Annotated in this window: 19 protein-coding genes; 10 read left to right on the plus strand and 9 right to left on the minus strand. The window is 62.0% G+C overall.

Going from position 1 to position 17,825, the window contains the following annotated elements; translation table 11 throughout:
* The first annotated feature begins 29 nt into the window (after window positions 1-29).
* From I6J28_RS09690 to I6J28_RS09715, 6 genes are all read left to right on the plus strand, one after another.
* Window positions 30-1,388 (plus strand): amino acid permease, encoded by a 1,359-nt coding sequence (locus I6J28_RS09690; RefSeq protein ID WP_204609545.1) that lies wholly within the window; start codon window positions 30-32, stop codon window positions 1,386-1,388.
* A gap of 17 nt (window positions 1,389-1,405) precedes the next feature.
* Window positions 1,406-2,377 (plus strand): 2,3,4,5-tetrahydropyridine-2,6-dicarboxylate N-succinyltransferase, encoded by a 972-nt coding sequence (dapD, locus tag I6J28_RS09695; RefSeq protein WP_204609547.1) that lies wholly within the window; start codon window positions 1,406-1,408, stop codon window positions 2,375-2,377.
* 99 nt (window positions 2,378-2,476) lie between these two features.
* Window positions 2,477-3,808, plus strand: coding sequence for an amino acid permease (locus I6J28_RS09700; protein WP_239454674.1), 1,332 nt, complete (start codon window positions 2,477-2,479; stop codon window positions 3,806-3,808).
* Between the two features lie 318 nt (window positions 3,809-4,126).
* Window positions 4,127-4,984, plus strand: a complete 858-nt coding sequence (locus I6J28_RS09705; RefSeq protein WP_204609551.1) for a type IV toxin-antitoxin system AbiEi family antitoxin domain-containing protein — start codon at window positions 4,127-4,129, stop codon at window positions 4,982-4,984.
* Window positions 4,985-5,041: 57 nt separating this feature from the next.
* Entirely contained in the window at window positions 5,042-5,251 is a 210-nt protein-coding gene (locus tag I6J28_RS09710; protein ID WP_049377975.1) for a helix-turn-helix transcriptional regulator, read from the plus strand.
* A complete protein-coding gene (locus I6J28_RS09715) occupies window positions 5,244-5,726 on the plus strand; it encodes a transcriptional regulator (RefSeq protein ID WP_204609553.1) in 483 nt (160 codons plus the stop codon). Before I6J28_RS09710 ends, I6J28_RS09715 begins: the two co-directional genes overlap by 8 nt.
* A gap of 311 nt (window positions 5,727-6,037) precedes the next feature.
* On the opposite strand, the gene I6J28_RS09720 is transcribed toward I6J28_RS09715, so the two are convergent.
* The 7 genes from I6J28_RS09720 to I6J28_RS09750 are packed head-to-tail and all read right to left on the minus strand — an operon-like array spanning window position 6,038 to window position 11,800.
* Window positions 6,038-6,601, minus strand: coding sequence for a GtrA family protein (locus tag I6J28_RS09720; RefSeq protein ID WP_204609555.1), 564 nt, complete (start codon window positions 6,599-6,601; stop codon window positions 6,038-6,040).
* A gap of 30 nt (window positions 6,602-6,631) precedes the next feature.
* Complete coding sequence (locus I6J28_RS09725) at window positions 6,632-7,507, minus strand: pseudouridine synthase (RefSeq protein ID WP_239280077.1); 876 nt, start codon at window positions 7,505-7,507, stop codon at window positions 6,632-6,634.
* The gene (gene dapC / locus I6J28_RS09730; RefSeq protein WP_204609557.1) at window positions 7,464-8,552 is read right to left on the minus strand and encodes a succinyldiaminopimelate transaminase; all 1,089 of its coding nucleotides are present in this window, start codon (window positions 8,550-8,552) and stop codon (window positions 7,464-7,466) included. Before dapC ends, I6J28_RS09725 begins: the two co-directional genes overlap by 44 nt.
* A 3-nt stretch (window positions 8,553-8,555) precedes the next feature.
* On the minus strand, window positions 8,556-8,879 hold the full coding sequence (fdxA, locus tag I6J28_RS09735; protein WP_005327491.1) for a ferredoxin: 324 nt from the start codon (window positions 8,877-8,879) through the stop codon (window positions 8,556-8,558).
* Window positions 8,880-8,932: 53 nt separating this feature from the next.
* Window positions 8,933-9,310 carry a hypothetical protein gene (locus I6J28_RS09740; RefSeq protein WP_204609559.1) on the minus strand — a complete coding sequence of 126 codons (378 nt, stop codon included), beginning with the start codon at window positions 9,308-9,310 and terminating at the stop codon, window positions 8,933-8,935.
* Window positions 9,310-10,179, minus strand: coding sequence for a PIG-L family deacetylase (locus I6J28_RS09745; RefSeq protein WP_204609561.1), 870 nt, complete (start codon window positions 10,177-10,179; stop codon window positions 9,310-9,312). The genes I6J28_RS09740 and I6J28_RS09745 overlap by 1 nt, the downstream gene beginning before the upstream one ends.
* Window positions 10,169-11,800, minus strand: coding sequence for an ABC transporter family substrate-binding protein (locus I6J28_RS09750; protein ID WP_204609563.1), 1,632 nt, complete (start codon window positions 11,798-11,800; stop codon window positions 10,169-10,171). The genes I6J28_RS09745 and I6J28_RS09750 overlap by 11 nt, the downstream gene beginning before the upstream one ends.
* 89 nt (window positions 11,801-11,889) lie before the next feature.
* Here I6J28_RS09750 and I6J28_RS09755 point away from each other — a divergent pair, with 89 nt between their 5' ends.
* A complete protein-coding gene (locus I6J28_RS09755; protein WP_204609565.1) occupies window positions 11,890-12,552 on the plus strand; it encodes a GOLPH3/VPS74 family protein in 663 nt (220 codons plus the stop codon).
* 11 nt (window positions 12,553-12,563) lie between these two features.
* On the opposite strand, the gene typA is transcribed toward I6J28_RS09755, so the two are convergent.
* On the minus strand, window positions 12,564-14,474 hold the full coding sequence (typA, locus tag I6J28_RS09760) for a translational GTPase TypA (RefSeq protein WP_204609567.1): 1,911 nt from the start codon (window positions 14,472-14,474) through the stop codon (window positions 12,564-12,566).
* Between the two features lie 275 nt (window positions 14,475-14,749).
* Between typA and I6J28_RS09765 the strand changes: the two genes are divergently transcribed.
* The 3 genes from I6J28_RS09765 to I6J28_RS09775 are packed head-to-tail and all read left to right on the plus strand — an operon-like array spanning window position 14,750 to window position 16,966.
* On the plus strand, window positions 14,750-15,478 hold the full coding sequence (locus I6J28_RS09765; RefSeq protein WP_204609569.1) for an Rv1157c family protein: 729 nt from the start codon (window positions 14,750-14,752) through the stop codon (window positions 15,476-15,478).
* Window positions 15,479-16,015 carry a DUF402 domain-containing protein gene (locus tag I6J28_RS09770; RefSeq protein WP_204609571.1) on the plus strand — a complete coding sequence of 179 codons (537 nt, stop codon included), beginning with the start codon at window positions 15,479-15,481 and terminating at the stop codon, window positions 16,013-16,015. It abuts the gene before it with no gap.
* A gap of 3 nt (window positions 16,016-16,018) precedes the next feature.
* Window positions 16,019-16,966: a DUF808 domain-containing protein gene (locus I6J28_RS09775; protein ID WP_204609573.1), complete on the plus strand. Its 948-nt coding sequence runs from the start codon at window positions 16,019-16,021 to the stop codon at window positions 16,964-16,966.
* 27 nt (window positions 16,967-16,993) lie between these two features.
* Here the strand turns inward: I6J28_RS09775 and zupT are convergent, their stop codons facing one another.
* Window positions 16,994-17,791, minus strand: a complete 798-nt coding sequence (gene zupT, locus I6J28_RS09780) for a zinc transporter ZupT (protein WP_204609575.1) — start codon at window positions 17,789-17,791, stop codon at window positions 16,994-16,996.
* Window positions 17,792-17,825 lie beyond the last annotated feature (34 nt).

Below are 17,825 nucleotides of genomic sequence, written 5' to 3' on the forward strand. Positions count from 1 at the left end.
AATAATTCGTCCTCCCTAAGGTGATAACAATGGCCGAAGCCACTCAATTGAAATCCCGTCATCTCACGATGATGGGCCTTGGCTCTGCCGTAGGCGCCGGCCTTTTCCTCGGCGTCGGCCTCGGCATCCAGATTTCCGGCACCTCCGTGCTCATCTCCTATGCCGTAGCCGGCGCGCTTATCGCACTGGTGATGTGGATGCTCGGTGAGATGGCCGCCGCCCGCCCCTCTTTAGGGTCATTTTCCACCTACGCCGGCCAGGCCTATGGCCACTGGGCGCGCTTTACCATGGGGTGGATTTTCTGGTTCATGCTGATCATGGTCATGGGTGCCGAAATCACCGGCGCGGCCGCCATCATTTCCAACTGGTTCGATATTGCCCCGTGGATTCCAGCGCTTATTGCCGTGGCCTTCTTCGCGGTGGTCAACTTCGCGGCCGTGGGCGGTTTTGGTGAGTTCGAGTTCTGGTTCGCCATCATCAAGGTTGGCGTCATCGTCGCCTTCCTCGTCATCGGCGTACTCATGGCGCTGGGCATCCTGCCGGGCATGGATTTCTCCTTGGCCGGTACCAACTTCACCGAGAACTTCCTGCCCAATGGCATGCCGGGCTTCGCCGCCGGTTTGCTGGCCGTTGCCTTTGCCTTTGGCGGCATCGAGCTGGTGACCATCGCGGCGGCCGAGTCCGAGGATCCGGCGCACAACGTAGCCACCGCGGTGCGCGCCATTATCGTGCGCATCATGATTTTCTACATCGGCTCCATCGTGGTGATTACCATGGCGCTGCCATTTAGCTCCATCCAAGACGCCGATGTCGCGGCCGATTCCCCCTTCACCCTGGTGCTCGCGGCCGCCAAGATTCCATTTGCGGCCGGCTTCATGGAGGCGATTATCGCCCTAGCACTGTTGTCTGCCTTCAACGCGCAGATTTACGCCACCTCCCGCTTGGTCTTCGATATGGCCAAAGACCACTGCGCCCCGGGATTCTTCCTGAAGCAAAATCGTGCCGGCTCCCCCATCAACGCCGTCATCTTGTCCATGGTCTTCGCCTTCGCTTCGGTGGGCCTGCAGTTCTGGAACCCGCCAGGGCTTCTGGCCTTCCTCTTCAACGCGGTCGGAGGGTGCCTGCTGGTCATCTGGTCCTTCATCGTGGCTTCCTTTATCAAGTTGCACCCCGTCCTGCGCGATAATGGCGAGCTGACCGAGATCCACGTACCCGGCTTCCCCTGGCTTCCGTGGGTTACGGCCGCCGCCCTGGCCGGACTGACCCTGCTCATGCTCTTTGATCCGGCCGCGCGCAACCAGGTCATCTCGGTGCTCATCCTGGCTGCGGTGCTCGTCATCTTGTCCTTCGTGCTTCCCACCGGCCAGCGCGCGGGGGCGCGGAAGTAGTTGCTAAGCTAGCGGGCATGACTTCTGCATCCGCACGTGGCCTAGCAACCATTACCCATAACGGCACCGTCTTGGACGTATGGTTCCCGGCCGTATACACCGATAAGAACGTAGAGACCACCGAGACCAAGCGCTTGGAGGAGGTTCCCCAGCAGTTCTCCGCGCTGGCCGGCCCGGACGAGGAGCGCGGCGTAGCCCGCGTCGCCGTTGAGACCTCCATCAAGGATCTGGATGACGCCCCCGTCGATACCTACGATGCTTACCTGCGTCTGCACCTGCTCTCCCACCGCGCGGTCAAGCCGCACGGCCTGAATATGGATGGCATCTTCGGCCACCTCAACAACGTTGTCTGGACCAACTACGGCCCGTGCGCCGTGTCCGATTTCCAGATGGTGCGCGGCCGCCTGGCCTCCCGCGGCCCGGTCGTTGTCTACTCCGTGGACAAGTTCCCCCGCATGGTGGACTACGTTGTGCCGTCCGGCGTCCGCATCGGTGACGCAGACCGCGTCCGCCTGGGCGCCCACCTGGCTGAGGGCACCACCGTCATGCACGAGGGCTTCGTCAACTTCAACGCCGGCACCCTAGGCGCCTCCATGGTGGAAGGCCGCATCTCCGCGGGCGTCGTCGTAGGCGATGGCTCCGATATCGGCGGCGGCGCGTCCATCATGGGCACCCTGTCCGGCGGCGGCAAGGAGGTCATCTCCATCGGCGAGCGCTGCCTCCTCGGCGCCAACTCCGGCATTGGCATTTCGCTTGGCGACGACGCCGTGGTCGAAGCCGGCCTCTACGTCACCGCCGGCACCAAGGTGGCCGTCTTTGGCAAGGTCGCGGAAGCACTGGGCGTCGACAATGGCGAGAACGTCAAGGGCTCCCAGCTCTCCGGTGCCTCCGGCATGCTGCTGCGCCGCAACTCCGTCTCCGGCGCGGTTGAGGCCGTGGAGTGGAAGGCTGAGGCCGTCGCGCTTAACGACGAGCTGCACAAGAATTAACACCCCCGATTCCTATAGCCCAATCGGGCAAAATAAGATGGAGGGGTGACTGATAACTCCTCCACCCTCGGTTCTGGCCTGAAGGTCCGCCACCTGACCATGATGGGGCTAGGCTCCACCATCGGTGCCGGACTTTTCTTGGGCACCGGCGTCGGCATTTCCGCCGCCGGCCCCGCCGTGCTCCTCGCCTACGTCATCGCAGGCTTTCTGGCCATTTTGGTGATGCAGATGCTGGGCGAGATGGGCACCGTTATCCCCGCCTCCGGCTCCTTTTCCGAATACGCCGAACACGGCATCGGCCGCTGGGCGGGCTTTACCCAGGGCTGGATCTATTGGCTAGCCACCGTCGCCGTGCTGGGCGCCGAAATCACCGGCGCGGCCGGCTTCATCGGCTCTTGGTTCAACGTCTCGCCGTGGATTCCCGCCGCCATCTGCGTGGTCCTCTTCGGAATCATCAATCTGCTGCGCGTGCGCAGCTTCGGCGAATTCGAGTACTGGTTCGCCCTCATCAAGGTCGTTGTCATCGTGGCCTTCCTCATTATCGGCGCGCTGCTCATCCTGGGCCTCCTGCCCGGCCATTCCTTCATCGGTACCTCCGTCTTCTTGGAGGACGGCTTCATGCCCAATGGCCTCGGCGGCGTCGCGGCCGGCCTGTTGGCCGTAGCCTTCGCCTTCGGCGGCATCGAGGTGGTTGCCATCGCTTCTGCCGAATCCGAGGACCCCGAAAAATCCCTAGTCAACGCCGTGCGCTCCACCATCTTGCGTATCTCCGTGTTCTACTTGGGCTCCGTCCTCGTCATCACGTTCCTCCTGCCCTATTCCATCCTGGGCGGTGCCTCCACGGCCGCGGAATCCCCCTTCACCATGGTTCTCGAGCGCGCCGGCATCCCGGGCGCGGCCGGCATCATGGAAGTCGTCATCGTCCTCGCACTACTCTCCGCCTTCAACTCGCAGATCTACGCCTCCTCCCGCATGATGCATTCCCTAGCCTCCCGCGGCGAGGCCCCACGCATCTTCACCACCACCAATAAGGACGGCGTTCCCACCACCGCCATCGCCCTCTCTGTCCTCCTCTCGGCCGTCATGGTGGTGCTCAACTACGCCGATACCGGCTGGCTGCTTAGCTTCATGCTCAACGCCGCCGGCGCCTCCCTACTCATCGTCTGGGTCTTCATCGCCGTCAGCCAGCTACGCCTGCGCCGCCAGCTCGAGGCCCTCCACCCCCTCCCCATCCGCATGTGGGCCTTCCCCTACCTCACCTGGTTCGCCCTCGCCCTCTTTGCGGCCATCGCGGTGCTCATGCTTACCGACGCCACCGCCCGCACCCAACTCCTCTCCGCCGCCGCCATGTTCGTGGTGCTCGCCATCGCCGGCGTTATCAATTCCAAGGTTCGCGGCATCAACCCGACCTCAACGCTGCCCCTCACCTAGCCCCTTATCCCAGGGGGCTCACCTCGCCCCTCCGTCCTCCCTCGGCCACTCCCGCCCTTCGCGCTCACCGGCACGAGGCGGGGTCTCTCTTTTTCGTCACCTGGTGAGCGCCTAGGGCGAACTCTGCCCACGCCCCCTCCCGTCGCGCTCACGGGGAGCACAAATCAGGGCAACCCGGGGCCGCCGGTGAGCGCGAAGGGCAGTTATCCACAGCTATCCGGACCACGCAGCGGAAAATCGCCCCCGAACCCCGGGTTATCCACAGGATGCCGCGACGCGCATAGCTACAGCCCACCACGACCGCTTAGGTTAAGCCCCATGGGGGAATGGACTACCGCGGAACTGCGCGGGCAAGGTTTGAGCAAGGATGCGATTCGTCGCAAAGTGCGCGAGGGGAAGCTGTATCGCGTGCACAGGGGGATTTATACCGATGAATGGACGCCCTGGGCGGTGGCGCGGGCGCTGGCGCATGGGCTCAGCCGCATCCATTTCACGGGAAAGACGGCGCAAGAGATTTACCTCGGCCGGCAGCTGACATTTCCTCTGGAAGCGGAGGGACCGCGCACTTTGAAGGGTAAGAGCTTTCGCGTTTCACACTCGCGACTTCAAGCCACGCACAATGTCAACGGCCTTCCGGTGATGCAACCGTTGTGGGCCGCGCGAAGGATTTCGCGTGCGTGCAGGCCTCTTCTGGAAGAACACTACCGAGGAAAACACGGCCCCGGCCGTCTAGAAACGGACCGTCGGCGAATGCGGCGCGTCCCAAGGAGTCTAAAAGAGACGATCCGGCACGCCGCGATTGGAGCGGATAGCCCACCGGAGCGCACTTTAAGCAGAAAGCTGCGCACTGAAGGAATTTTCCCAGAACACAATGCTCTCATTGCGGGGTACCGCTTTGATCTCAGGATTGGAAGGCTCCTTGTGGAGGTCGATGGCTGGGAATACCACAAGCACAGCGAGGCCTTTCAAGCTGACCGGTCCAAACAAAACTCGGCCGTCGCCCACGGATATACGGTTTTGCGCTTTACTGCCGACGACATCAACTACCACCTCAGCGAAGCCATCCTACTTATCAAAGCCACTCTTGAGGTGCTAAAAGGCCGCAACCCTGAGCTTCCGACCTCAGCAACTCAGCCTTACTGGAAATGGCATCTATGTGTGAAACATTTGCTTTAATGACAATTATCCTTTACATTCGGATATGCAAGCAAGACACACAGTAAAGGAGTCCAGATGGCCGACCACCCCAACATGGTCCGCAAATGGCGCCGCTGGCTCGAATTATCACAAGCCGAACTCGCTGAAAAAGCCGGCGTCTCCCGCCAGACCATCGCCAATATCGAACGGGGCAATTACTCCCCTTCGGTGCACCTCGCACTGGACATTTGCCACGAACTAGGTAAATCCGTCGAAGAAATCTTTGGAGCCGAACAACATGATTAACGCCATTGCCAACTACTCCCTCAATGAAATCGAGCGCGCCACTCGCGATGAATTCGAACGCGACACGCTCTATAAAGCCTGCGCAATTGGCATCACTCTCATCCCATTCCTCGAGCTCGTCGTCGCCGCAATCCTCGCCTGGGTTCTCCCCGGCCGAATGAGCATGCTGTGCTTCCTCGCGCTCGTACCGTCCATCCTCGGCAATTCCATCGGCACAGCTTGGATGCGCAAGCGCGTCGCCACCCCACCAGTGGGCCGAAATTGGACCGCAATGGCCGTCTATTTCATCCCACTTATCGCCATGTTCGCTGGCATTGCCTATAACGCCTACGCGCCTGCCGACGGCCACAGCCCCGCCTCTTACCTCCTCGGCACCGCCGTCGGTGTAATCACCGTACTCATCCTCACCCCCTTCATTCGTCGCCGCCAGCACCGCCGCGACCAGGCTCGCCTGGATGCCGAGCTCGAAGACTAGTCCCACTCCCGCTCCCCTCCACCCGCCCTTCGCGCTCACCGCGGACGGCGGGTTCTCGCGTTTTCTGCCCCAGTGAGCGCGTGGGGAGGTACCGCCCCCTCGCACTCACCGAGAGGCCCACTCACCGTCGTCGAAGGGATGCCGGTGTCCGCGACGGGAGCATTGCTTGCCGACGCCCCCCTTCCCGCTCACCGGCAGCTAGAAAAAGCCCCATCGCCGTGCGCTGGTGAGCGCGAAGGGCGGTGGGGCGAAAGGCGATGGGGCCAAGGGGCGGGACAGAGCGAGGCGGATGAGGCCGGCCCGGGACCTGGCTAGGCAGGTTCAGTTTCCTGGACAACCTGAGGCGCCTTCGGCTTCGAGCGGAAGGTCCACAGCTTGTTGATGACGAAGTTGATGGGCATCGCCACGATGATGGAAATGGCGTTTGCCCAGTAATACATCGTGCGCAGGCCGGTGGAATCATCCAGAATATCGGCCGGCAAATGGAGCGGAGAGGTGGGATTCATCAGCAGATGCTGAATCGCCATCGACACCACGAAGGCACCAATACCGGCGAGCAGGAAGGGGAAGAATCCACGGATCCAGGACACTTTAGACACTGACTTGAAGGTCCACATGCGGTTGAGCTGGTAGTTCCACGTATTTGCGACTAAGAAAGCGATGGTGGAATAGAGCATGAACCAGCGCAGGTGAAATTGGGTTCCGAAGAGGTTGACCAGCGGGTCATTGGGCATCGCTTCGAAGCATGCCCAGCCCCACTTCTTCGCCAGGACCGAGGTGATGAGATTTACCGCGGTACCGGAACCGCCGACGATGCCGAATTTGAGAAACTGCCCAAAATTGGACACAAAGCGCGCGACGCTGAGGTCTGCCATGGGCCGCCTTTCTAGCCAGTGATTAAATAACTACTCGATTGTAGTTCTTAAGGCCTGGGAACTGAAAAATTGACGCTCGGAATGTGATAGAGGATCTATAAAAGTTATAGCCTCGTGGAGCAGGGCGAGCGGGGTTCGGAAGTCATAGAGGTCGAGCTTGCGCGGGGTAGGATAGGTATCGTCGCCAAGCAGTGGGTGGCCGAGGTAATTGAGCAGCACGCGCAGCTGGTGGGTATGGCCGGTGCGCGGCCACATGGTCACCTCCCGGCCGGCCGCGCGTACGTACGTGGAGGTCAGTGTGCCTTCGGGGGCCACGAGCACCTGGCGCGCTCCGCGGGGCTTGCGCATGCGCAGGTCAATTTCCCGGTCTATGAAAAGCGGCTGCTTGACGACGCCCCGATACCTCTTCACCGCACTCCCCTCCAGGAAGATGCGCTGGTAGGCGGCGCGGGTTTCGGGATTGCGGGAGCAGATGACGAGGCCAGCGGTCAGGCGATCCAGGCGGTGCAGGGGTACGATGTCGTCCTCGCCAAAGTCCACGCGCAGGCGCGTTTGCAGCGTTTCGCGTTGGAGGCGGCCGTTGGTGGTCGTGGGCAGGAAGTGCGGCTTATCGGCCACGATGAGGTCGCGGTCGGCGTGGACCACGGAGTAGTCGAAAGGAATCGGGCATTCCGGAGGAACGGAGGGGTGGTACCAGGCGGGCACGGGGTGTGAAAGTGCAGCGCCGGGCGGCAGCACGGTGCCGGGCGAAAAGGGAGAGTCGCCGGCACGGGCGGCGAAGTACTCCCCTTCCTCCGGCACGCGGCCACGCAGGACCGTTTTGCGCGGGGAGATGCCCGCGCGGGCGGGAGGCCTGCCCGAATTAGGCACCGGCGAGGCGGTCGACGGCGGCATCGATGCGCTCATCGGTGCCATTGAGGCCGATGCGCACGTGCTTCTCGCCGGCCGGGCCGTAGAAGTCGCCCGGGGCAGCGAGGATGCCGCGCTCAGCCAGCCAGTCGATGGTCTCGCGGCAATTCTCGCCCCGGGTGGCCCACAAGTACAGGCCGGCATCGGAGTGGTCGATGGTAAAGCCGGCGTCGACAAGCGCGTGCATGAGCACCGCACGGCGGGAGGCGTAGCGGTTGCGCTGGAGGGCCTCGGTGTCGTCGTCGTTTAGCGCGGCGACCATGGCGGCCTGGATGGGGCCTGGAACGATGAGGCCAGCGTGCTTGCGCAGCTGCAGCAGCTCGGCGATGAGCTCGTTATCGCCCGCGAAGAAGCCGGCGCGGTAGGAGGCCATATTCGCCGTCTTGGACAGCGAATGCATGGCGATGAGGCCGGTGTTATCGCCATCGGTCACGCGCGGATCAAGGATGGACACCGGCGGATTATCGTCGTTCCAACCCAGGCTCATATAGCACTCATCGGAGGCGATGATGGCGCCGTTCTCGCGCGCCCACGCCACGATGCGGCGCAGTTCCTCCACGCCGAGCACGCGGCCGGTGGGATTGGACGGCGAGTTCAAAAAGACCAGGGAGGCATCCTGGAAATCGGAATCCGCGCGCAGCGGCTTAGCACCGGCGAGCAAGGCGCCCACCTCATAGGTGGGATAGGCCACCGAGGGAAAGGCGACGGTCTCGCCGCGCATGCCCAGAAGCGTGGGCAGCCAGGCGATGGCCTCTTTGGTGCCGACCACCGGTAGGACGCGGTCTACCTGCATGTTATAGCGGCGGGTGAGCGCGGCGGCGATGGCCTCGCGCAGCTCCGGGGTGCCGGCGGTCTGCGGGTAACCAGGGTTCTGCGCGGCCGCGGTCAACGCGAGCTGCACGCCCGGGGACACAGGGTCAACGGGGTTGCCCACCGAGAGGTCAACGATTCCACCCGGGTGGGCCTGGGCCTTCTTCTTGGCGCCGGCCAGCGAATCCCAGGGGAAGTCTGGAAGCGTCTTTCCTAGCGGTGTGCGGGCCATGTCTTACTCCTGATTCTGTGGCGGAAGCGCGGCAATCATCGGGACGTCAAAGTCCTGCGGGCCGAGGGCCGCCGCGCCGCCTGGGGAGCCCAGGTCATCGAAGAAGGCGGCGTTGGCGTCGTTGTAGTCCAGCCACTCATCGGGAACGTCGTCCTCGTAGAAGATGGCCTCGACCGGGCAAGCCGGCTCGCAGGCGCCGCAGTCCACGCACTCATCCGGGTGGATGTAGAGCATGCGCTTGCCCTCGTAGATGCAGTCAACAGGGCATTCCTCAACGCAGCCGCGGTCCATTACGTCAACGCAAGGCTGTGCGATCGTATATGTCATGGAGATTCCTTGAAGCTTCCTGATTTCTCGGATTTGGGATGTTTAACAGTATGTCACTTCTGCTTGAAAAATGGCCAAACGCCCCCGCCTATCCCGGCCAAAAGCAGGAGCAGGCTGAGAATATTATTGGCCAAGAGCATGTCTCCTGTCATCGGTACGAGGAGCATGAAGGCGAAAAAGCCCAGGCACCAAACGATGAGCGGGATGGCGCCGACCATCGGCGCGGGGCTCCATAGCCGGGCGGTGCGGGTGAGCACGGAGTTAAACCACCACGCAAGCAGGATGGTGATGGGAAAAGCCACGCTCGCACCGTTAGACAATGGAATGCGCGCGGTGAGGTAGATGACCTCGAGGAAGACCGACAGCAAGGCGCCGATGGCCAGCCACACTAGGCCGGTGACCTGCTCGCCGCGGCTAAATTCCGTGCGCATTATAGGCCACCCAGCAGGTCATCGGCCGGCTCGCCCTGGCCCAGCTGGAAGTACTCGGCGCGCAGCAGGGGCATGACCAGCAGGTTAGACAGTCCATAGGCTCCGGGCACCCGCTCGGGTTCATGCAGCGCGGCCACGGCGGCCTCGGGGTTGGTGCGGGTGGTGGAGCCATCGGCCACCCAGATTTGGGAGGCGTGGGCGCGCATGGCGCAGCGCTTGGTGTCAAGGGCGGCGTCGGAAAGAGCGATGGTGACATCGGCGCCCTCGTTGGTGAAATTGTCCAAGTACTCCTGGCTGGGCTTGGTCCACCCGGCCGGCGCATCGAGGGTGTCCAGGCCGGCATAATTGGCGGCGCTTTCAAAAATGCCGTACCAAATGCGCGTGCTTGGCGACGCCGCCTTCATCACCGCCTCATGCACCGCAATGTGGTCCGGGTGCCCGTAGCCGCCATCGGGCCCGTAGGTGAGGATGGCGTGGGGCTGGATGGCCTCGAGCTCGTCGCTCAGGAAATCGGCCGCCTCCTCGATGCGATTGACCAGTGCACGCGGGTTCTCGTGCGAGGGAGAGCCTGCCATGCCGGAGTCATGGAAGTGGCCGAAACCGCCCAGTTGGATGCCCTTGACGCCCAGGGCATCGAGGGCATTGGCCAATTCGCGGGCGCGGAAACCGCCGAGCTGATCATGATCGGCCAAGCCTTGGTAAGGCTCGCCGATGACCTCGCCGTCCTCGCCCAAGGTAAGCGTAATGACGATAACCTCGGCGCCGCGTGCGGCTAGAGTTGCCAGGGTGCCACCCATAAAGAGGGTTTCATCATCCGGGTGGGCGTGCACTGCCACCACGCGGTAGCCGGTTAGGTCCTTAGTCTTCATCTATCCTCCAGCGGGGCGCGGTGATAAGACCCTCGTCCCAATCATCGATGCTTTGGCCGGGGCCTACAATACCCTCCCCGAGCGCGTGGATACGCGTCTCATCCACCAAAGGCACGTAGAGGGCTTCTTTAGAGTTCACATCGCGAATGCGTCCGAGTGCTTCCTTCGGGCTCATGGCGCCGGATAAAATCTCCTCGCGAATCTCCTCCGCGTTCTCCGGGCAGATTCCGGACAGGTCGCCGGCGAGCGGCTGCTTGTCATCGCAGCTGAAGATATTTGCCGCGGCCACCGAGTTCAGGGAGATATCCTCCCAGGTCACTACCGCATCCACCTCACCTTCGGGCAGGAGCTTGGAGGTGATCGTGGTCAGGCGCTCGGACACCACCTCGGCACCGATCCCGTGGGCTTCGAGGACGTCATAAAGCGTATTGGCCGCGGCCAAGGCCGTGGGGCTGGTGGGGTCTACCGCAAAGCGAATCGGCTTCTTACTCGCGCGAGTGCGCAGCGCAGTGAGGTCCGTGTCCTTACTTATAGGGTTATTCCCCGGTTGGAGGTTAGAAGCGCGGCCGGTGGCCAAGCGCGCGACCTGGTCCGTGTCAATCAGCGAGGCCAATCCGCGGCGCGCGGCCCTTTCTTCCAGTGCTCCATCCGCAGTGGACATGTGCAGGCGCAGTTGGCGCGGGCGTGTCAGTGTCTTATCGGAAACATGTCCCAAAAGGCCCAGTGCCTCCTGCGAGGTTTGGCCAGGCGTGAAGTCCGCGAAACCAATCTGCCCGGAGCGCAGCATATTAAGCGCCTGGGTGCTATCGCGCACCTCGCGCAGCTGGATGACGTCCACCTGCGCCGGATTGGCACCCCAGAAGCGGTCGTTCCGGTTCAAGGTAATGACTCCGCGGCCGCGGTCCACGCTATCGACGAGGAAGCGCCCGGCCGATGCCGGAATCTTATCGGCTAAGGCAGAGCCGAAGTTATCGTCCTGCAGCAGGTGGGAAGGCAGCAAATTATGAAAAAGCAGGTGCCAATCTTTCACCTTCTGGGAAAAGTCCACGGTGACTACGCGGCCGCCATCGGAGGTATTGACGGCCGATATGGCGTGGTAGCCGGCGGGATCGCGCACACCGGCGGTGGTGGTCATCTGCTTCCACAGGTAGCTAAAGTCCGCACCGGAAATGGGTGTGCCATCGGACCATTGTGCGGGCGAGGCAATGACGTAGCGCACCCGCTGCGCCACGCCCTTAGGCGCGGTGACCTCAGAGGCGGATTCGAGGATATCGGCGTCCCTTTGTCCGTTGTGGAACGCCGAGGGCAGAACTAGTTCTGCGATCTGGTCGACCAGCTCGGAGTTATTGGCCACCAAGTGCGGGTTCAATCCCGCGCGCAGAGGGTCCACACCCACCGAGATGGTGGGGCGCTTGGCGGAGTCGGCATCCTGCGGCTGCTCTTCTTCCGGGGTAGGCGTGGTGGTGGTCTGATCTTCTTGCAGCACGGAGGCATTTTCCTCCACCACCGGCGGTGGGCCGGGGTTAGCCGCGCAGGCGCTAAGTAGTGCAAGGCTGGCGGTGCTGAGTACCGCTGCGATTGCCGACGCCGCGCGCCTTGGTGAAGCCGGATTCTTTTTCATCGCGGACTACTTTAGTCCCTCTACCCCGCCGAAACGAAGATTATTGGCGCTAGACTCGGCCATAGACCGCAACTTTTAAGGAGGCCCCGATGCTCATCTGCCAAGAAATGTTCCTTCTACTAACCAAGGACAACGGCAAGAAGGAAGACTGGGTATCCAATAATGAGGCCGCCCTGCGCGCCACCGTACTCGCGGACCTGCTGCTGGGCGGTCACGTAGAGCTCGGTGAGAAGAAAAGGGTCGAGACTACCGCACAACGCCCAGAGCACCCCGTGTTGGCTTGGGCCTGGGAGGAGCTGCAGCAACACAAGGCCACCAGCATGCAGAGCCTCTTGGAGGCCTCGTGGTTTACCCCGCGGGAAATCATCGCGTTGGATTTCCACGCAAATGGACAGCTCGACGTGGAAAAAGCCAAGTGGTGGCAGATAAGCGGCGACCGCTACATCATGACGGACCTAGAGCTGGAAAAGGAACTGCGCGAACGGTTGGTTGCGGTGCTAGAGGCGCAGCGCCCAGCCGCGGTCAACGACGTCATTATTCTCGATATTCTCCGCGAGGTCAGCGGCGCCTATACCCTGCTGAAAAACAATGCGGAGGGAATGAAGCGCCGGGAGATGCGGGCACGCATTCAGGACATCAAAAAAGAGGTGGAGTATGACAAAACCGCCTCCTCAGCGGTCAAGGCCGTAGTTGAGGAGGCGGCAGCGGTTGCGGCGATGGTGGCCACATCAGCGGCAATCACCACCACCTAGGGTGCGGCTTATTACTTATTCATCTGCTTCTTGCGAGCAGCAGCACGCTTGCGGTCGGTAGCGGAAAGCTCCACCTTGCGCACGCGCAGGACGTCCGGGGCGACCTCGACGCACTCGTCGTTACCACAGAATTCCAGTGCTTCTTCCAAGGAGAGGGTGTGCGCCTTGGCCAGGGTGACGGTGGCATCCGCAGTAGCGGAGCGCATATTGGTCAGCTTCTTTTCCTTGGTGATGTTGATGTCAATATCCTCATCGCGGTTATTGGCACCAACGACCATGCCCTCATAAGCCTCGGCGCCCGGCTCGACGAAGAAGTTGCCGCGGTCAGCCAGCTGCATCAGCGCGTACTGGGTGATCTGGCCGGTACGGTCGGCCACCAGGGAGCCGGTTGGGCGGGACTTGATCTCGCCGGCCCAGACATCCAGGCCGTCAGAGATGGAGTTAGCGATGCCGGCACCGCGGGTCTCGGTCATGAACTGGGTGCGGAAGCCGATGAGGCCGCGGGCAGGGACGCGGAAGATCATGCGTACCCAGTCGCCCTCGCGCACGTCCATGGCCTGCATCTGGCCCTTGCGGGCGGCCAGCAGCTGGGTGATAGCACCCTGGTGCTCGGACGGGGAGTCAATGGTGAGGATCTCGTACGGCTCGTAGGTCTTGCCGTCGATTTCCTTGGTCACAACCTGCGGCTTGCCGATGGTCAGCTCGAAGCCCTCGCGGCGCATGGACTCAATGAGCACGGACAGCGCCATCTCGCCACGGCCTTGGACCTCCCAAGCGTCGGGACGCTCGGTAGGCAGCACGCGCAGGGAAACGTTACCGATGAGCTCCTGCTCCAGACGGGCCTTGACCATACGTGCGGTGAGCTTATCGCCGCCGCCCTGGCCTGCCATCGGGGAAGTATTAACGCCGATGGTCATGGAGATGGCCGGCTCGTCCACGGTGATGCGCGGCAGGGCCTCTGGGTGCTCTGGATCGGCGATGGTGTCACCAATCATGACGTCAGAGATGCCGGAGATAGCAACGATGTCACCGGCGATGGCCTCCTCAGCGGGCTGGCGCTCGAAGCCAACGGTGCGCAGCAGCTCGGCGACCTTCACGGTCTTGGTGTGCTGGTTGCCATCCTCGTCGTAGTGGATCCAGGCCACCTGCTGGCCCTTCTTGATGCGGCCGGCGTAGATGCGCAGCAGCGCGATACGGCCCAGGAAGTCGGAGGCGTCCAGGTTGGTCACGTGCGCCTGCAGCGGGGCGTCGACGGTAGCGGAGGGCTCTGGGAGGACGTTGTAGATGACGTCGAAAAGCGGCTGCAGATCCTCGCCTTCAGGGACGTTGCCATCGCCTGGGTTCTCGGTGGAGGCAACGCCGGCGCGGCCGGAAGCGTAGAGAACCGGAAGGTCCAGCAGCTCCTCGGCGGCGGCCGCAGCTTCCTCGTCCTCCAGGCCGGCGGCGATTTCCAGCAGCAGGTCCTGAGACTCGGAGACAACCTCGTCGATGCGGGCATCTGGGCGGTCAGTCTTGTTCACGCAGATGATAACCGGCAGCTTGGCTTCTAGTGCCTTGGTGAGCACGAAGCGGGTCTGCGGCAGCGGACCCTCGGAGGCATCGACGAGCAAGACAACGCCATCCACCATGGAAATACCGCGCTCGACCTCGCCACCGAAGTCGGCGTGGCCTGGGGTGTCGATGACGTTAATAATCAGGTCCTGGCCGTCCTTGCCCAGGCCCTTGCGGTGAATGGCCGTGTTCTTGGCCAGAATGGTAATGCCGCGCTCGCGCTCCTGATCATTGGAGTCCATGACGCGGTCCGTGTGTTCACCGTGGTCACCAAAGGCGCCGGACTGCTCCAGCATGCCGTTGACCAGGGTGGTCTTGCCATGGTCAACGTGCGCGACGATGGCAACATTACGGAACTCGGTATTACTCACTAGTGGGGTTCTCCTTCGGAGGATCTACAGCGCTTGCGCGCGCGAAATTGATCTTGAACGAGCTCCCACGATACCCCCTTAAAGGGCCAAGTGCAGCATTGGGGATGGCTTTACCCCGTAACGCACCGTATAGAACGGGCGAAAAATCTTATAGATTGCCAAAGCACTTGACACTCCCCCAGCCATCACTATCGTTACTGTAGGTAATATTGTTACAAATGTGACAACTGGGGTTTAGCCCCCTCCCCCGAGACCGCACCCAAGGAATTGATAACGTGAGCCACGCCCGCACCACCTGGCGCCTGTCCGGCCGCACCGGTTATATCGCCGCTGCCACGGCCGCGCTCATCGGCCTCGCCTCTCCCCTCGTCGCCCCAGCGCAGGCTTCCGCACCGGATCTTTCTTCCTTGGTGCAGCAGGCGTCCTCCCATAGCCCACTGGACGAGCTCGGCCGCCCCAACCAGGAAACCCAGGACCGCATCCGCGCTTTTGCGGCACAACCGTGGATTCCCGAGGATGTTCGCAACGCTATCCTCTCGGGCCTCGCGTTCTTCGCCGGCGGCGGCGATGGCAAGGACGGGGTAGCCATGCCGGAGGGCAATAACCCGAACTTCCGCCAGTTCTACTGGCCCACGGTCTCCGCACACTGCATCGACGGCACCAGCGATGCCATGGGCTCGGCCATCGCCGTTCCCGGCCCCACCGAAATGCCGGCACCGGGCGCAAAGCCCGGTGAAACCGTATTCCTCTTCACCGCTCTTGGCACCCCACCGGCCGCGCGCGAACAAGGCGGGATGAACGTGCAGTGGTTCAACCTTGACACCCTGCGCAGCGGTGTCACCCCACTGAATAACAATGGCATCAATCAGGACGGCCCTACCACCTTGTCCGGCACCGCCCAGACCGGCAAGGGCACCGTCATCGCGCTGCTTTCTGGCGGCGTGAACACCCAGGAATCCCGCTGCAATTTTGCCCCGACCGCCGCCTTCCTTGAGGTGAAGTAGATGCCGGTGGATCTCCATCCGGTCAAGCGCGAGACCTTTAATACCGCCGAGTACACCAATACCGATCCCAAGGGATTCCTGCGCGAGGTCGACACGTACACCGAGACGGATTTCGGCCTCTACATGGCTCGCGGCGCCGATCACCCGCGCTTTGGTTACCTGGAATCGTGGCTGCTGCCCGATCTCAACCTGCGCGCCAATATCTTCCATTTCCGCCCCGGTGTAGACGTCGACCAGGACTTTTATATTGATGTGGCCGAAATCCAACGCGATGGCACGGTGTGGACCACCCGCGACCTTTATGTGGATCTAGTAGCCACGCGCGGCGAGCCCATTTCCGTGCTCGATATTGATGAACTCTCTGCCGCTACCTCCGCCGGCTTGATTTCTGCCGAAGACGCCGAGAAAGCGATCGACACTACACTTGCCGCGGTCGAGGGCATTACTCGCAGCGGTGATGATGCGATGGCTTGGTTGGCGCATCAGGGAATACACTTAACGTGGTCCGATAACATCACCCTAACCCCAGAAGGATAATTTATGGCTGGTGGCCTTTTTGCCCTGCTTGACGACGTCGCCCTGATCGCCCGCTCCGCTGCCTCTAGCGTTGACGATGTGGCCGCCCTTGCGGGTAAGACCTCCGTAAAGGCCGCAGGTGTGGTAGTCGATGATGCTGCCGTAACCCCACAATACGTGGAGGGAATTAAGCCCCAGCGCGAGCTGCCGATGATCTGGCGCATCACCAAGGGCTCGCTTATCAATAAGCTCGTCATCATCTTGCCCATCGCGATGATCCTCTCCTGGATCGCCCCCTGGGCACTTACTCCCATCTTGATGTGTGGCGGTACCTATCTGTGCTTCGAAGGCGCGGAAAAAATTCTGCATCACCTTCTACCCCACCGAGAGAAGGAAACTGAATCAGTCCAGGAAAAGGGCGCAGACGCCGAAGATAGCTTGGTCAAGTCCGCGATTACCACTGACCTCATCTTGTCTGCCGAGATCATGGTTATTTCCCTAAATGAGGTCATCAACGAGCCATTCTGGATGCGCCTGGGAGCCCTCATCTTTGTCGGCATCTTGCTGACCCTGGGCGTCTATGGCGCCGTTGGCCTCTTGGTCAAGATGGACGATATTGGCATGGCCCTTAATAAGCGCCACAATGGCAAGTCCACGGTGGGCAACGCCTTGGTCAAGGGCATGCCGATCGTTCTCGATATCATCGGCGTCATCGGTACCGCCGCCATGCTGTGGGTAGGCGGCCACATCGTGGTCAAGGGCCTGCACGAATTCGGTATGGATCAGCCACATGAATTCATCGCGTCCGTAACTGAGAAGATCTCCAATGGCGCCCTGGCGTGGCTGGCAGATACCGGCATGTCCATGGTCTGCGGCCTGGTGCTAGGCGTAGTGGTTGCCACCATCGTGATGGCGGTCAAGGCCTCCTTTGGCAAGACCTCGGCCACCTCCGCCCAGCCGGCGGAGGCTTAAAAAGCCGTAGCCCGGCTGCGTAGCCGGCTACATAAACAGCATCAGCGAAACCGCCATCACGGCCATGCCGGCAATCAAGCCGTAGATAGCGTGATGGTGCTCGCCGGTCTCCTCAGCGGTGGGCAATAGCTCATCCAGCGAGATGAAGACCATAATGCCGGCGATGGCGGCGAAACTAATACCCATCGTCGCCGGCCCAATGACCGGCATGAGAAGGCCAAAGCCAATGAGCGCGCCGAGCGGCTCGGCCAGTCCAGACAAGGTGGCCCACCAAAAGGCCTTCTTGCGGGAGCCAGTGGCCTCGCGCAGCGGAACAGCCACCGCAATGCCTTCCGGAATATTGTGAATGGCGATGGCCACCGCCACCGGCACCGCAACTTCCTTAGATTCCAGGCCGGATAGGAAGGTGGCAAACCCCTCGGGGAAATTGTGCAGGCCCAGCGCGCAGGCGGTAAATACGCCAGTTTTCATTAGCTTCTTGCGGCGAGCTTCTTCGGCCGTGGTGGCCGGCTCATGGGGATTAATCTCCTCCGGCACGAGCCGGTCAATGATGGCGATGACGGCGATGCCAGCAAAGAACGCCCCGACGGCGGCCCAGGTGCCGGTGGTTTCGCCGCCGAGGGCGTCGGAAAGCTGCGCAATGCCTTCCGGCAGGATCTCCATAAAGGAGACATACAGCATCACGCCGGCCGAAAGCCCCAGTGCAGCGGCCATAAAAGCCGGCCCAGGCTGGCGCCTTCCCACCGCCAAAGCGCCGCCAATCGAGGTCGATAGACCCGACAGCAGCACCAAGGCGAAGGCAAAGGCAAAGGTACTAAAAGTCATAGCTGGCACCCTACCTGACAATAATTGTCAAGCA

The sequence above is a fragment of the Corynebacterium tuberculostearicum genome (genome assembly GCF_016894265.1).
GTDB classification, from domain to species: domain Bacteria; phylum Actinomycetota; class Actinomycetes; order Mycobacteriales; family Mycobacteriaceae; genus Corynebacterium; species Corynebacterium tuberculostearicum_D.

Bases quoted from the DNA above. Each gene is read 5' to 3' on its own strand.
- I6J28_RS09690 (WP_204609545.1), top strand. From the start codon at position 30: ATGGCCGAAGCCACTCAATTGAAATCCCGTCATCTCACGATGATGGGC.
- dapD (WP_204609547.1), top strand. From the start codon at position 1,406: ATGACTTCTGCATCCGCACGTGGCCTAGCAACCATTACCCATAACGGC.
- I6J28_RS09700 (WP_239454674.1), top strand. From the start codon at position 2,477: ATGATGGGGCTAGGCTCCACCATCGGTGCCGGACTTTTCTTGGGCACC.
- I6J28_RS09705 (WP_204609551.1), top strand. From the start codon at position 4,127: ATGGGGGAATGGACTACCGCGGAACTGCGCGGGCAAGGTTTGAGCAAG.
- I6J28_RS09710 (WP_049377975.1), top strand. From the start codon at position 5,042: ATGGCCGACCACCCCAACATGGTCCGCAAATGGCGCCGCTGGCTCGAA.
- I6J28_RS09715 (WP_204609553.1), top strand. From the start codon at position 5,244: ATGATTAACGCCATTGCCAACTACTCCCTCAATGAAATCGAGCGCGCC.
- I6J28_RS09720 (WP_204609555.1), bottom strand. From the start codon at position 6,601: ATGGCAGACCTCAGCGTCGCGCGCTTTGTGTCCAATTTTGGGCAGTTT.
- I6J28_RS09725 (WP_239280077.1), bottom strand. From the start codon at position 7,507: ATGAGCGCATCGATGCCGCCGTCGACCGCCTCGCCGGTGCCTAATTCG.
- dapC (WP_204609557.1), bottom strand. From the start codon at position 8,552: ATGGCCCGCACACCGCTAGGAAAGACGCTTCCAGACTTCCCCTGGGAT.
- fdxA (WP_005327491.1), bottom strand. From the start codon at position 8,879: ATGACATATACGATCGCACAGCCTTGCGTTGACGTAATGGACCGCGGC.
- I6J28_RS09740 (WP_204609559.1), bottom strand. From the start codon at position 9,310: ATGCGCACGGAATTTAGCCGCGGCGAGCAGGTCACCGGCCTAGTGTGG.
- I6J28_RS09745 (WP_204609561.1), bottom strand. From the start codon at position 10,179: ATGAAGACTAAGGACCTAACCGGCTACCGCGTGGTGGCAGTGCACGCC.
- I6J28_RS09750 (WP_204609563.1), bottom strand. From the start codon at position 11,800: ATGAAAAAGAATCCGGCTTCACCAAGGCGCGCGGCGTCGGCAATCGCA.
- I6J28_RS09755 (WP_204609565.1), top strand. From the start codon at position 11,890: ATGCTCATCTGCCAAGAAATGTTCCTTCTACTAACCAAGGACAACGGC.
- I6J28_RS09770 (WP_204609571.1), top strand. From the start codon at position 15,479: ATGCCGGTGGATCTCCATCCGGTCAAGCGCGAGACCTTTAATACCGCC.
- I6J28_RS09775 (WP_204609573.1), top strand. From the start codon at position 16,019: ATGGCTGGTGGCCTTTTTGCCCTGCTTGACGACGTCGCCCTGATCGCC.
- zupT (WP_204609575.1), bottom strand. From the start codon at position 17,791: ATGACTTTTAGTACCTTTGCCTTTGCCTTCGCCTTGGTGCTGCTGTCG.